The sequence below is a fragment of the Pseudomonas sp. GW821-FHT01E10 genome (assembly GCF_059422365.1).
This window is the reverse complement of sequence record NZ_JBWKWT010000004.1, coordinates 286,214-300,831: the sequence shown is the minus strand read 5'-3', so window position 1 is coordinate 300,831 and position 14,618 is coordinate 286,214. Positions and strand designations below refer to the sequence as shown.

Genomic DNA, 14,618 nt, shown 5'->3' with positions numbered 1-14,618 from the left:
GAGGATTGTTCCAATGGCGACTAACCGTTCCCAGCGTCTGCGCAAAAAACTGTGCGTCGATGAATTTCAAGAGCTGGGTTTCGAACTGAACCTGGATTTCAAAGAAGATTTGGCTGATGAAGCCATTGATGCTTTCCTCGACGCGTTCCTGAAAGAAGCCATGGAAGCCAACGGTCTGGGTTATGTGGGCGGCGATGACTTCGGTCTGGTTTGCCTGCAGAAGCGTGGCTCGGTGACCGAAGCACAGCGTGCCGCTGTTGAAGCCTGGCTCAAGGGCCGTAGTGAATTGACCAGCGCTGAAGTCAGCCCGCTGATCGACGTCTGGTACCCGGAAAAGCCGATCAATCCGGTAGCCTGATGTTCAAAAAAACGGCGACCCAAGGGTCGCCGTTTTTTTCAGGCCTTGCGCCAATTCAGAATCACCAGCGTCAACACCCCCGCGACAATCCCCCAGAACGCCGAACCGATGGAAAACAGCGTCAGCCCCGATGCCGTCACCATAAAGGTAATCAGCGCCGCTTCCCGTTCCTGCACTTGCGCCATGGCAATGCTCAGCCCGTTGATGATTGAGCCGAACAGCGCCAGCGCGGCAATCGACAGCACCAGTTCTTTAGGCAACGCGGCAAACAACGCCGCCAGTGTCGCGCCGAACACTCCGGCAATCCCGTAGAAAATCCCGCACCAGACCGCGGCCGTGTAGCGCTTGTTGCGATCCTCATGGGCGTGCGGCCCGGTGCAGATCGCTGCGCTGATGGCGGCCAGGTTGATGCCGTGGGAGCCGAACGGTGCCAACAGCAGCGAGGCAATCCCAGTGGTGGTGATCAGCGGCGAGGCCGGGACGTTGTAGCCGTCGGCGCGCAAAACGGCGATGCCCGGCATGTTCTGCGAGGTCATCGCCACCACGAACAGCGGGATGCCGATGCTGATGGTCGCGGCCAGGGAGAAATGCGGCGTGGTCCAGACCGGCGTCGCGACTTCCAGGTGAAAGCCACTGAAATCCAGCAACCCCATGAAACCGGCCAGCGCGGTGCCGATCAACAGTGCCGCAAGCACGGCGTAGCGTGGCGACAGGCGCTTGACCAGCAGATACGTGAAGAACATCCCCAGGACCAGCGCGGTGCGGTGCTGGGCGGCGACGAAAATCTCGCTGCCGATCTTGAACAGAATCCCCGCCAGCAACGCCGCCGCCAACGAGGCCGGAATCTTTTTCACCAGCCGTTCGAAACTGCCCGTCAGGCCGCACACGGTCACCAACACTGCGCAAGTAATGTAGGCGCCGATGGCCTCGCCGTAGCTGACACCGCCCAGGCTGGTGATCAGCAACGCCGCGCCGGGGGTCGACCAGGCAATGGTAATCGGGGTGCGATAGCGCAAGGACAGGCCGATCGAGCACACCGCCATGCCGATGGAGATCGCCCAGATCCACGACGAAATCTGCCCGCTGCTCAGGCCCGCCGCTTGGCCTGCCTGGAACATCAGCACCAGCGAACTGGTGTAACCGGTCATCATGGCGATGAACCCGGCGACGATGGCCGAGGGCGACGTGTCGGTCAGGGGACGAAGCTGCGTGTGCGTGGCGTCGGTCATGACAGCGGTGTTCCTTGTTTTATAAAAATAATCAACTCCGGGGAGCTTTTGTGGCGAGGGAGCTTGCTCCCGCTGGGCTGCGAAGCGGCCCCCCAAACAATCCAATGCGCTCAGATAGATGAAGCGCGTTAGCAGCATCAACGACGGCTTCGCCGCCGAGCGGGAGCAAGCTCCCTCGCCACAATGGTCTCTTCACTTCAGTTCCCGCCCACAGGTTTGCGCGTTCAAGCCTAAACTGAAACGTAACCGGGCGTTGCGATACAGCAAAGGCGACAAACAGCCGTACAGTCGTGTTGCCACCCGCCATTGTGTACAATTGCAGTGTTTTTTACGCGATACTTGCCAGTGACCCACTGTGCCGTATTACAGTCACGGTCAATTCGCCGCAGTTCTCCCGACTCGAGTGCCCATGAACGAACAGTTGCAACCCCTCAAGAAACAACCGCGAGCAGGCAAAGCCGGCCGCAGCGGTACCCAGGACGATATTGTCTACGCGCATATCTTCGAGGCCATCCTCGAACAGCGTCTGGCGCCCGGCACCAAGTTGAGCGAAGAAGCGCTGGGGGAAATTTTCGGGGTCAGCCGCACCATCATTCGCCGCGCGCTGTCGCGTCTGGCCCATGAGGGCGTGGTGTTGCTGCGTCCGAATCGCGGCGCTGTCGTCGCCAGCCCGAGTGTTGAAGAGGCCCGTCAGGTGTTCATGGCGCGGCGTCTGGTGGAGCGGGCGATCACTGAATTGGCGGTGCAGCACGCCACTGCCGAGCAGATTGCCGACTTGCGGCAGATGGTCAACGACGAGCGCGACAGCTTCTCCCGTGGCGATCGCGGTGCCGGTATTCGTCTGTCGGGCGAGTTCCACTTGAAACTGGCCGAAGCGGCGAAGAACGCGCCGCTGATCAGCTTCCAGCGCAGCCTGGTGTCCCAGACATCGCTGATCATCGCCCAGTATGAGAGCGGCAACCGTTCCCACTGTTCCTACGATGAACACACCCAGCTGATCGACGCCATCGAAGCGCGGGACGCGACGCTGGCGGTGGATTTGATGATGCATCACATGGACCACATCGACAGCAAACTCAACCTCGACGAAGAAAGCGCGTCGGATGATTTGCATGCGGTGTTCTCGCATCTGTTGCAGACCAAGAAACCGGGGCGTTCGACTGCCAAGCTATAAATCGGGCCGAGTCGCGATAGCGGTCTGACAGGCGACAAAAAAAATCCCCCGCAATCAATGAATGCGGGGGATTTTTTATGCCCGAAAAACCTTAACGCTGATGCACCAGATGCCCCGCCGCGTACGTCTGCAGCACAGTCCGATCATCCCCCAGCGTCATCAACACAAACAACGTCTCGGCTATGTTATTGGCCTGCTTCAGGCGATAGCTCAGCAGCGGCGTCGCGTTGTAGTCCAGCACCAGGAAGTCCGCGTCGGTGCCCGGTTGCAGGGTGCCGATCTTGTCTTCCAGGCGCAGCGCGCGGGCACCGCCGAGGGTGGCGAGGTAAAGCGACTTGAACGGGCTCAGCCGTGCGCCTTGCAGCTGCATGACCTTGTACGCTTCGTTCAGGGTTTGCAGCAGCGAGAAACTGGTGCCGCCGCCGACGTCCGTGCCCAGTCCGACATTCAGTTTGTGCTTCTCGGCCATCGGCAGGTTGAACAAGCCGCTGCCGAGGAAGAAGTTCGAGGTCGGGCAGAACGCAATCGCCGATCCGGTCTGCGCCAGGCGCGCGCATTCGTCGTCGCACAGGTGCACGCCGTGGGCGAACACCGAGCGCTCGCCGAGCAGTTGGTAGTGATCGTAGACGTCCAGGTAGCCCTTGCGCTCCGGGAACAGTTCCTTGACCCACTCGACTTCCTTGAGGTTTTCGCTGATGTGGGTCTGCATGTACAGATCCGGGTATTCGCTGAGCAACTGGCCGGCGAGGGTCAGTTGCTCCGGGGTGCTGGTCGGGGCGAAGCGCGGGGTGACGGCGTAATGCAGGCGGCCCTTGCCGTGCCAGCGTTCGATCAGCGCCTTGCTTTCGACGTAGCTCGATTCGGCAGTGTCGGTCAGGTAGTCCGGCGCGTTGCGATCCATCATCACCTTGCCGGCGATCATCCGAAGATCCAGTTGCTCGGCAGCCTCGAAAAACGAGCTCACCGATTGCGGATGCACGCTGCCGAAGACCAGGGCGGTGGTGGTGCCGTTGCGCAGCAGTTCCTTGATGAAAATATCTGCGACTTCATCGGCGTGAACCTTGTCGGCAAACTGGCTTTCGCACGGAAAGGTGTAGGTGTTGAGCCAGTCCAGCAGTTGCTCGCCGTAGGCGCCGACCATGCCGGTTTGCGGCAGGTGAATATGGGTGTCGATGAAGCCGGGAGTGATCAGTGCGTCCTGATAATGGGTGATCTCGATGTCAGCCGGCAGCGTTCGCAGCAATTCGCTGGCGTGGCCGATGGCGTTGATCTGGCCGTTCTCGACCACCAGCAGGCCGTCTTCGAAATATTCGTAGGAGGCTTCGATGCCCACTTCGGCAGGGTCGGCGATGCTGTGCAGAATGGCGGCGCGGTAGGCTTTGCGAGTCATTGGCTTGGGTTCTCAATTGGTTCGAAGCTTTTCAATTCGAGGCTTTTCAGTTCGAAGCTCTTCAGTTAGAAGCTTGGCTGCGGCGCGAAGCAGGCAGCAGTTTGGCGATCGATGATCCGGCGCTGGCGGTGTGCTGGCCGAAATTCGCGTTATAGGTGGCGATGATTTCTCCGGCGATGGAGATGGCGATTTCCACAGGCAACTTGCCTTTGACTTCGCCCAGCCCCATCGGGCAGCGCATGCGTTGCAGCACGGCACTGTCGAAACCACGATCACGCAGGCGGTGTTCGAATTTCACCCGTTTGGTTTTCGAACCGATCAGGCCGAAGTAGGCGAAGTCGTTGCGCTTGAGGATCGCGGCGGTGAGTTCGAGGTCGAGCTGGTGGTTGTGGGTCATGACAATGCAGTAGCTGCCAGCGGGCAGGTCATCGACTTCATCCAGCGGTTCTTCGGTGACGATTTTGCGCACACCGTGGGGGATCTGTTCGGGAAATTCGGCTTCCCGCGAATCGATCCAGCGCACCCGGCAGGGCAGGCTGGCGAGCAGCGGCACCAGCGCCCGACCGACGTGTCCGGCGCCGAATACAGCAATCTGCGCTTGCACCTGGCCCATCGGTTCGAACAGCAGCACGGTCACGCCGCCGCAGCACTGGCCCAGGCTGGCACCGAGGCTGAAGCGCTCCAGATGGGTGTCCTGCCGGCCGCTGGCAAGCATCTCGCGGCCGATCTGCATGGCCTTGTATTCCAGATGCCCGCCACCAATGGTGTCGAACGTTTGCGTGGCGCTGATGACCATCTTCGAGCCGGCATTGCGCGGCGTCGAGCCGAGCTCTTCGATGATGGTCACCAACACACAGGGTTCACCCCGGTTTTGCAGGTCGGCGAGGGCGTCGATCCAGTTATACATGTTCACCTCTCAAGATCGTTCCCACGCTCGGCGTGGGAATGCATCTCTGGACGCTCCGCGTCCGCTGTTCACAATGCGACGCAGAGCGTCGCGGGCTGTATTCCCACGCAGAGCGTGGGAACGATCAAACCACTACTTCCGACTCAGTTTCGACGGCCTTCACCGCCTTCAACTGACGCATCTGCTCACAGCCCCACAACACCCGCTCCGGCGTCGCCGGCGCGTCGATTTTCGGTTGATGCCGGTAGTCGCCCAAACTCGCCACGGCGTCCTTGATCGCGCACCAGACGGCGATGCCAAGCATGAACGGCGGCTCACCCACAGCCTTGGAATGGAACACCGTGTCTTCCGGGTTCTTGCGGTTTTCCACCAGCTTCACCCGCAGGTCCAACGGCATGTCCGCCACGGCCGGGATCTTGTAGCTGGCCGGGCCGTTGGTCATCAGTTTGCCTTTGTCGTTCCACACCAGTTCTTCCATGGTCAGCCAGCCCATGCCCTGGATGAAACCGCCCTCGACCTGACCGATGTCGATGGCCGGGTTCAACGAGGCGCCGACGTCGTGGAGGATGTCGGTGCGCAGCATCTTGTACTCGCCCGTCAGGGTGTCGATGATCACCTCGGCGCAGGCCGCGCCGAAGGCGTAGTAGTAGAACGGCCGACCGCGAGCCTGACTGCGGTCGTAGTAGATTTTCGGAGTCTTGTAGAAGCCAGTGCTCGACAACGACACCTGGGCGAAATACGCCTGCTGGATCAGCGCTTCGAACGTCAGGATGTGATCGCGAACCCGCACATGACCGTTGTGGAATTCCACGTCTTCTTCGCTGACCTTGTATTGCCGCGCAGCAAATTCCACCAGGCGTTTCTTGATGATTTCCGCGGCATTCTGTGCGGCTTTACCGTTGAGGTCGGCGCCGCTGGAAGCGGCGGTCGGCGAGGTGTTCGGCACTTTGTCGGTGTTGGTCGCGGTGATCTGCACCCGGTCCATTTCCACCTGGAATACTTCAGCCACCACTTGTGCAACCTTGGTGTTCAGGCCCTGGCCCATCTCGGTGCCGCCGTGGTTCAGGTGGATGCTGCCGTCGGTGTAGACATGCACCAGCGCACCGGCCTGGTTGAGGAAACTGGCGGTGAAGGAAATACCGAATTTGACCGGGGTCAGCGCCAGGCCTTTTTTCAGGATCGGGCTGTTGGCGTTGTAGCGACGAATCGCTTCGCGACGCTCGGCGTACTGGCTGCTGGCTTCCAGTTCGGCGGTCATTTCCTCGAGCATGTTGTGCTCGACGGTCTGGTAGTAATGGGTAACGTTGCGCTCGGTCTTGCCGTAGTAGTTGGCCTTGCGCACCGCCAGCGGATCGAGGGCCAGATGACGGGCTATGGCGTCCATCACTTCTTCGATCGCAACCATGCCTTGTGGGCCACCGAAGCCACGGTAAGCGGTGTTCGATGCGGTGTTGGTCTTGCAGCGGTGACCATTGATGGTCGCATCGCCCAGGTAGTACGAGTTGTCGGCATGGAACATCGCGCGGTCGACAATCGACGCCGACAAATCCGGTGAGCAACCGCAGTTACCGGCCAGCTCCAGGGCGATGCCGTGCAGGCGGCCGGTGCTGTCGAAGCCCACGTCGTACTCGACGTAGAACGGGTGACGCTTGCCGGTCATCAGCATGTCTTCAACACGCGGCAGGCGCATTTTGGTGGGTTGACCGGTCAGGTGCGCGATCACCGCGCACAGGCACGCCGGGCTTGCCGCCTGGGTTTCCTTGCCACCGAAACCACCGCCCATGCGGCGCATGTCGACGACGATCTTGTTCATCGACACGTCCAGCACTTCCGCCACCAGTTTCTGCACTTCGGTGGGGTTTTGGGTCGAGCAGTAAACGATCATCCCGCCGTCTTCAGTCGGCATCACCGAAGAGATCTGGGTTTCCAGATAAAAGTGTTCCTGGCCGCCGATGTGCAGCGTGCCCTGGATGCGATGCTCGGCAGTGGCCAAGGCATTGGCCGAATCGCCGCGCTGGTGGGTATGGCTGTCGAGCACGAAATGGCGTTTGCGCAGGGCTTCGACCACGTCCAGAACCGGTTCGAGGTCTTCGTATACGATGATCGCTGCCATCGCGGCTTTGCGCGCGGTTTCCAGGTCTTTCGCGGCGACGGCGAGAACCGGTTGGCCGACGAACTGCACATCATCGATGGCCAGCAGCGGATCGCCCGGCAACAGCGGGCCGATGTCTTTCAGGCCTGGCACGTCTTCGTGGGTGATGGCGATGCGCACGCCTTCAAAGGCGTAGCAGGGCTGGGTGTCGATGCTGATGATTTTCGCGTGGGCGCGGTCCGACAGCCGTGCATAAACGTGCAGCTGATTGGGGAATTCCAGCCGATCGTCGATGTACTGCGCTTCACCGGACACATGCTTGGCGGCGCTGTCGTGCTTGACGCTGCGGCCGACGCCGGTGGTCAGGTCCTTGGCGAACAATTCAGCCAGTTCGGCTTGGGTCTTCTCTACGGCGTGATGATTAGACATAAGCGGTCACCCGAGTCTCGATGTGCGGTGTTTGCAGTTCGATGAAGTATTTGCGCAGCAGGTTCTGCGCGCTGAGCAGGCGGTATTCCTTGCTGGCGCGGAAGTCCGAGAGCGGTGTGAAATCTTCGGCCAGTGCGGCGCAGGCGCGTTCAATGGTGGCGTTGTGGAACGGTGCGCCAACCAGCGCGGCTTCGCAGTTTTTCGCACGTTTCGGGATGGCCGCCATGCCGCCGAAAGCAACGCGGGCGTCGGCGACTACGCCATTGTCGATGCGCAGGTTGAATGCTGCGCAGACTGCGGAAATGTCGTCGTCCAGACGCTTTGACACCTTGTAGGCGCGGAACAGTTGTTCAGCGCTGGCGCGGGGCACGATGATCTTCTCGATGAACTCGCTTTCCTGGCGTGCGGTGACCCGGTAATCGATGAAGTAATCTTCCAGGGCCAGGGTGCGGCGAGTCTCGCCTTTGCACAGCACGATCTGCGCGCCAAGGGCGATCAGCAGCGGTGGCGAGTCACCGATCGGCGAGGCGTTGCCGATATTGCCGCCGAGGGTGCCCTGGTTGCGAATCTGCAACGAAGCGAAGCGCTGCAGCAATTCGCCGAAGTCCGGGTACTCGGCCTTCAAAGCGTCGTAACAGTCGGAGAGGGCGGTGGCGGCGCCGATTTCCAGGCGATCGTCGAAGCGTTCGATGCGCTTCATTTCGGCGACGTTGCCGACGTAGATCATCACCGGCAAGGTGCGGTGGAATTGCGTGACTTCCAGCGCCAGGTCGGTACCGCCGGCCAGCAGGCGGGCCTGTGGATAAGCGTCGTAGAGGTCGGCCAGATCGGCCACGGTCAACGGCACCAGGCAGCGTTTGTCGCCACTGTTGAGTTCACCGATGTCGGTGGGGGCGATGGCTTTCAGGCGAGCGATGGTTTGCGCTTCGCGAGCATCGAACTGGTCCGGTTGCTTGTTGCAGCAGGATTGCTCGGCGGCGGCCAGGATCGGCCGATAACCGGTGCAGCGGCAGAGGTTGCCGGCCAGCGCTTCATGGGCCTTGTGGGAGTCCGGTTGATCGCTGTTCTTTTGCAGGGCGAACAACGACATGACAAAGCCCGGGGTGCAGAAGCCGCACTGCGAGCCGTGGCACTCGACCATGGCTTTTTGCACGCTGTGCAGTTGGCCTTGGTGCTTGAGGTCTTCGACGCTGATCAGTTGCTTGCCGTGCAGCGACGAAACAAAGGTCAGGCACGAGTTGAGGCTGCGATAGCGAATGTGTTCGCGGCCATCGTCATCCGTCTGCAACTCGCCGACCACCACAGTGCACGCGCCACAGTCACCGCTGGCGCAGCCTTCTTTGGTGCCGGGTTTGCCCACATGTTCGCGCAAGTAATTGAGCACAGTCAGGTTCGGGTCCAGGGCGTGCTCGCTACGGAGTTCCTGGTTGAGTAAAAACTGGATCACGGATGGCCTCGCAAACTCATTATTGTTGTTAACCGACATGAGCCGAATTTATCAGGTCTGACTTTCCGGTCAATGATTTTCTGACTTAAAGGTCAGGAAATGGCATTTTGTCGATCAACGACTCGTTCCTTCATTATTGACCCTCACGGGATAGCCTGCTTTTTGCTTGAATCGTGCCAAAAACCGCTGGGTGGGCACTCCGCCATGACCCCTCAATTGCGCTACACTGCGCCGCTTGTGCAGATCGAAGAGTTTGAAGGACAACCATGACGTTCAAGGCGCCGGACAGCCTCGCCGAGCAAATCGCTCACCACCTCGCCGAACGTATCATTCGCGGCGAAATGAAGCCGGGGGAGCGCATCCAGGAACAGAAGGTCACGCTGGCCCTCAATGTCAGCCGCGGTTCAGTCCGTGAGGCCTTGCTGATCCTCGAGCGCCGCCACTTGATCGCGATTTTACCGCGACGTGGCGCCCACGTGACTGAACTGACGGCGCACAAGGTGCAGAGCCTGTGCACGCTGATGAGCGAGTTGTACATATTGCTCGGCAATGCCGTGGCCAGCGGTTGGCAAGTCCAGGCCGACATGGCGCCATTCCTGCAGATCCAGCAGCGCCTGACCGCCAGCTACGAACGCCAGGACATCCGCACGTTCGTCGACGACAGCTTCAGTGTGATGCGTGCCGCGTATCCGTTCGCCAACAACCCGTACTTGCAGGAAACCGTCGAGAATCTGCAGCCGGCCATGAGCCGCGCGTATTTCCTTGCCCTGGATCAGCGCAAGGCCTCGATGAGCGAGTTCCTGGAACTGTTCGAACGCCTGCTGGCCGCCGTGCTGGCCCGTGACTTTGCGCAGATCCGCGTGGTGCTGACGGCGTATGCCCAGCGCAGTTGCGATCTGGTGGTTTCTGCCTTGACGGTCGCTTAAGCGTGCGGCTCAAGTGCATTAAACTGGCGGGGTTCAAATCCTTCGTCGACCCGACCACGGTGAACTTCCCCAGTAACATGGCGGCAGTGGTCGGGCCCAATGGTTGTGGCAAGTCGAACATCATCGACGCCGTGCGTTGGGTGATGGGCGAGAGCTCGGCCAAGAACTTGCGCGGCGAGTCGATGACCGACGTCATCTTCAACGGCTCCACCAGCCGTAAACCGGTGAGCCAGGCGAGCATCGAGCTGGTGTTCGATAACTCCGATGGCACCTTGATCGGCGAATATGCCGCCTACGCGGAAATTTCCATCCGCCGCAAAGTGACCCGCGACAGCCAGAACAGCTATTTCCTCAACGGCGCCAAATGCCGTCGTCGTGACATCACTGACATTTTCCTCGGCACCGGTCTCGGCCCGCGCAGCTATTCGATCATCGAGCAGGGGATGATCTCCAAGCTGATCGAAGCCAAGCCGGAAGACCTGCGCAACTTTATTGAGGAAGCGGCGGGCATCTCCAAGTACAAGGAGCGTCGACGCGAAACCGAAAACCGCATCCGCCGCACCCACGAAAACCTGGCCCGCCTGACCGACCTGCGCGAAGAGCTCGAGCGTCAGCTTGAACGCTTGCACCGCCAGGCCGAGGCCGCCAAGAAGTATCAGGAATACAAGGGCGAAGAGCGTCAGCTCAAGGCCCAGTTGTCGGCCCTGCGCTGGCAGGCGCTGAACGAGCAGGTTGGCCAGCGCGAAGCGATCATCGGCACCCAGGAAATCACCTTCGAAGCCCTGGTGGCCGAGCAGCGCAATGCCGACGCAGCCATCGAACGCCTGCGTGACGGGCATCACGACCTGTCCGAGCGCTTCAATCTGGTGCAGGGGCGCTTCTATTCGGTCGGCGGCGACATCGCTCGGGTCGAGCAGAGCATCCAGCACGGTCAGCAGCGCTTGCGTCAATTGCAGGACGATCTGAAAGAAGCCGAGCGCGCGCGGCTGGAAACCGAATCGCACTTGGGCCATGACCGCACCTTACTGCTGACTTTGGGCGAAGAGCTGGACATGCTCACGCCGGAACAGGAAGTCACCAGCGCCGCCGCCGAAGAGGCCGCCGCCGCACTGGAAGAATCCGAAACCACCATGCATGGCTGGCAGGAGCAGTGGGACACCTTCAACCTCACCGCCGCCGAGCCCCGTCGCCAGGCTGAAGTTCAGCAGTCGCGGATCCAGCAGCTGGAAACCAGCATGGAGCGATTGGCCGATCGTCAGAAGCGTCTGGCCGAAGAGCGCGCGTTGCTTTCGGCAGACCCGGAAGACGCGGCGATCATGGAACTCAGCGAGCAGTTGGCCGCGTCCGAGGCGACGCTGGAAGACTTGCAGGCCAGTGAAGAGGCGCAAGTCGAACGTCTTGAGCAACTGCGTCAGGAGTTGCAGCAAGCCCTTTCGGCGCAGCAGCAGGCCCAGGGTGATTTGCAGCGGCTCAACGGTCGGCTGGCCTCGCTGGAAGCCTTGCAGCAAGCCGCGCTCGATCCGGGCACCGGCACCGCCGAATGGCTACGTGAACAGCATCTGGCGGATCGTCCGCGTTTGGCCGAAGGCCTGAAAGTTGAAGCGGGTTGGGAGCTGGCGGTGGAAACCGTGCTCGGCGCCGACCTGCAAGCGGTGCTGGTGGACGACTTCGGTGATTTCGATCTGGCCGGGTTCGCCCAAGGCGATCTGCGCCTGCTCAGCCCGGCCAGCGATGGCGTGCGCATGCCCGGCAGTTTGCTCGACAAGGTCGAGGCGCAGATCGATCTGTCGCCTTGGCTGGGGCAGGTCAAACCGGTCGACAGCCTTGAACAGGCCTTGGCCTTGCGCGGGCAATTGGCTGCCGGCCAAAGCCTGATTAGCCGCGACGGCTACTGGGTTGGCAGGCACTTTTTACGCGTACGTCGGGCTAGCGAGGCAGAAAGCGGCGTGCTCGCCCGTGGCCAGGAAATCCAACGGCTGGGCCTGGAGCGTGAAGAACGCGAAGCCACGGTTGAAACTCTGGAAACCCAACTTCAGAATCTCAGGGCGCAACAGCGTCAGCAGGAAAACGGCCGCGAACACTTGCGCCGTCTGCTGCAAGACGAAGCGCGTCAGCAGGGCGAATTGAAAGCCCAGTTGTCGGCTGGTAAAGCCAAGGTCGAACAGTTGACCCTGCGCCGCAGCCGTCTCGATGAAGAACTCACCGAGCTCAGCGAACAGCGTGCCCTGGAGCACGAAAACATTGGCGAAGCGCGCCTGCAATTGCAGGAGGCGCTCGACAGCATGGCGCTGGATACCGAGCAGCGCGAGTTGCTGCTGGCCCAGCGCGACAGCCTGCGCGAACGCCTCGACCGGGTGCGCCAGGAAGCCCGGCAGCACAAGGACCATGCGCATCAATTGGCGGTGCGCCTGGGGTCGTTGAAGGCGCAACACGATTCCACCCGTCAGGCTCTTGAGCGGCTGGAAATGCAGGCAGAGCGCCTGACCGAGAAGCGCGAACAGCTGAGCCTCAATCTGGAAGAGGGCGAGGCACCGCTGGAAGAGTTGCGGCTGAAGCTCGAAGAGTTGCTCGACAAACGCATGACCGTCGACGAAGAGCTCAAGACCGCGCAAATCGCCATGGAAGACGCCGACCGTGAACTGCGCGATGCTGAAAAGCGCCGGACTCAGGCCGAGCAGCAATCCCAGTTGATTCGCAGCCAGCTCGAACAGCAACGCATGGAATGGCAAGCGTTGACGGTGCGGCGCAAGACCTTGCAGGATCAATTGCTCGAAGATGGCTACGACCTCAATGGCGTGCTCGCCACCCTGGTGGCCGGGGCCAGCGAGAAAGACGCCGAAGAAGAACTCGAGCGTATTGCCGCGCGGATTCAGCGCCTCGGCGCGATCAACCTCGCGGCCATCGACGAATACCAGCAACAATCCGAGCGTAAACGTTATCTGGATGCCCAGAACGACGATCTGGTGGAAGCACTGGACACTCTCGAGAACGTGATTCGCAAGATCGACAAGGAAACCCGAAACCGCTTCAAAGATACCTTTGATCAGATCAATGGCGGTTTACAGGCCCTTTTCCCAAAAGTTTTCGGTGGAGGCAGCGCCTATTTGGAACTGACGGGCGAAGATCTACTCGATACAGGGGTAACGATCATGGCGCGGCCGCCAGGAAAGAAGAACAGCACCATCCATTTGCTCTCCGGTGGCGAAAAAGCCCTGACCGCATTGGCCCTGGTATTTGCCATCTTCAAGTTGAATCCGGCGCCGTTCTGCATGCTCGATGAAGTTGACGCGCCATTGGATGACGCTAACGTTGGACGCTACGCACGGCTGGTCAAAGAGATGTCGCAGACGGTGCAGTTCATCTATATCACCCACAACAAGATCGCCATGGAAATGGCCGATCAATTGATGGGGGTGACGATGCATGAACCGGGTTGCTCGCGTCTGGTGGCAGTGGATGTGGAGGAGGCGATGGCCATGGTGGACGCCTGAGTCATTGCATGTAGGACAGGTAATTTTAAGCTGTAGGGCTTTTTTACCTGGCTTGACTTGCTGGCCAATCGACATATTCGCGCAAGCCATTGTGACAGACGGTGTAAAGTTATCTTTGGTCGTGCTAGTTTAATGTCAATTTTTCGTATACGTGGGCAAAACGCCTGTCAGAACATAGAGTTGGCGCCACGTTTTAAAGCGGTTTACACAATGTAAACCCCTTATTTTTCAGCATTTTTTATAGAGGCACGGGATTACATGGAAATCGGTCTGCGCGAGTGGCTGATCGTCATCGGCATTATTGTCATTGCCGGTATTCTTTTCGATGGCTGGCGTCGCATGCGCGGCGGCAAGGGAAAACTGAAGTTCCGTCTTGACCGAAGTCTGTCCAACCTGCCGGACGAGGACACCAGCGCCGAGCTGTTGGGCCCGCCCCGCGTGCTGGATACCCAGAAAGAACCGCAACTGGACGAGCACGACCTGCCGTCGGTGAGCATGCCTGCCCGTGAACCGCGCGAATCGGGTTCCAAGCGCGGCAAGCGTGGCCATGGCGAGCCGTCGCAAGGCGATATGAACCTCAGCCTGGACCTGGACGGTGGCCCGAGCTTCAGCAGCCGTGACAACGATTTCCCGGATGACCGCAAGTCCGCCAGCTCACCTGAAAAAGATCAGCCACAAGCCGAAGAAGTGCTGGTGATCAGTGTGATCTGCCGCGACCCGGCCGGCTTCAAGGGCCCGGCGCTGTTGCAGAACATTCTGGAAAGCGGTCTGCGTTTCGGCGAGATGGACATTTTCCACCGCCACGAAAGCATGGCCGGTAACGGCGAAGTGCTGTTCTCGATGGCCAACGCGGTCAAGCCGGGCGTTTTCGATCTGGATGATATCGACCACTTCAGCACCCCGGCGGTGAGCTTCTTCCTCGGTCTGCCAGGCCCGCGTCATCCGAAGCAAGCCTTCGACGTGATGGTGGCGGCGGCACGCAAGCTGTCCCAGGAGCTGAACGGCGAACTGAAGGACGACCAGCGCAGCGTGCTGACCGCCCAGACGATTGAGCACTACCGTCAGCGCATCGTCGAGTTCGAACGCCGCGCATTGACCCAGAAGCGCTAAACGAATGACTGGGGCAGGCTTCTGTGGCGAGGGAGCTTGCTCCCGCTGGGCCGCGAAGCAGCCCC

General features: G+C 60.4%; 10 protein-coding genes. 5 read left to right on the top strand and 5 right to left on the bottom strand.

Going from position 1 to position 14,618, the window contains the following annotated elements; translation table 11 throughout:
* The first annotated feature begins 13 nt into the window (after window positions 1–13).
* A complete protein-coding gene (locus AC07V0_RS10400; RefSeq protein WP_018925275.1) occupies window positions 14–358 on the top strand; it encodes a YggL family protein in 345 nt (114 codons plus the stop codon).
* Between the two features lie 38 nt (window positions 359–396).
* Here AC07V0_RS10400 and AC07V0_RS10395 read toward each other — a convergent pair whose 3' ends face one another.
* Window positions 397–1,587, bottom strand: a complete 1,191-nt coding sequence (locus tag AC07V0_RS10395) for a benzoate/H(+) symporter BenE family transporter (protein WP_018925276.1) — start codon at window positions 1,585–1,587, stop codon at window positions 397–399.
* A gap of 409 nt (window positions 1,588–1,996) precedes the next feature.
* On the opposite strand from AC07V0_RS10395, the gene AC07V0_RS10390 reads away from it, so the two are divergent.
* Complete coding sequence (locus tag AC07V0_RS10390) at window positions 1,997–2,761, top strand: GntR family transcriptional regulator (RefSeq protein ID WP_007941070.1); 765 nt, start codon at window positions 1,997–1,999, stop codon at window positions 2,759–2,761.
* Window positions 2,762–2,852: 91 nt separating this feature from the next.
* Here AC07V0_RS10390 and guaD read toward each other — a convergent pair whose 3' ends face one another.
* The 4 genes from guaD to xdhA form a co-directional block, all read right to left on the bottom strand.
* Window positions 2,853–4,151 (bottom strand): guanine deaminase, encoded by a 1,299-nt coding sequence (gene guaD / locus AC07V0_RS10385; protein WP_086945134.1) that lies wholly within the window; start codon window positions 4,149–4,151, stop codon window positions 2,853–2,855.
* 61 nt (window positions 4,152–4,212) lie between these two features.
* Entirely contained in the window at window positions 4,213–5,058 is an 846-nt protein-coding gene (gene xdhC / locus AC07V0_RS10380) for a xanthine dehydrogenase accessory protein XdhC (protein WP_019579882.1), read from the bottom strand.
* Window positions 5,059–5,182: 124 nt separating this feature from the next.
* A complete protein-coding gene (gene xdhB / locus AC07V0_RS10375) occupies window positions 5,183–7,579 on the bottom strand; it encodes a xanthine dehydrogenase molybdopterin binding subunit (protein WP_086945133.1) in 2,397 nt (798 codons plus the stop codon).
* A complete protein-coding gene (gene xdhA / locus AC07V0_RS10370) occupies window positions 7,572–9,026 on the bottom strand; it encodes a xanthine dehydrogenase small subunit (protein ID WP_086945132.1) in 1,455 nt (484 codons plus the stop codon). The genes xdhB and xdhA overlap by 8 nt, the downstream gene beginning before the upstream one ends.
* Before the next feature lie 266 nt (window positions 9,027–9,292).
* Between xdhA and AC07V0_RS10365 the strand changes: the two genes are divergently transcribed.
* The 3 genes from AC07V0_RS10365 to zipA all read left to right on the top strand — a co-directional run bounded on the left by AC07V0_RS10365 (window position 9,293) and on the right by zipA (window position 14,553).
* The gene (locus tag AC07V0_RS10365; RefSeq protein ID WP_086945131.1) at window positions 9,293–9,952 is read left to right on the top strand and encodes a GntR family transcriptional regulator; all 660 of its coding nucleotides are present in this window, start codon (window positions 9,293–9,295) and stop codon (window positions 9,950–9,952) included.
* A gap of 2 nt (window positions 9,953–9,954) precedes the next feature.
* Complete coding sequence (gene smc, locus AC07V0_RS10360) at window positions 9,955–13,443, top strand: chromosome segregation protein SMC (RefSeq protein WP_018925282.1); 3,489 nt, start codon at window positions 9,955–9,957, stop codon at window positions 13,441–13,443.
* A 258-nt stretch (window positions 13,444–13,701) separates the two neighbouring features.
* Complete coding sequence (gene zipA, locus AC07V0_RS10355; protein WP_018925283.1) at window positions 13,702–14,553, top strand: cell division protein ZipA; 852 nt, start codon at window positions 13,702–13,704, stop codon at window positions 14,551–14,553.
* Window positions 14,554–14,618 lie beyond the last annotated feature (65 nt).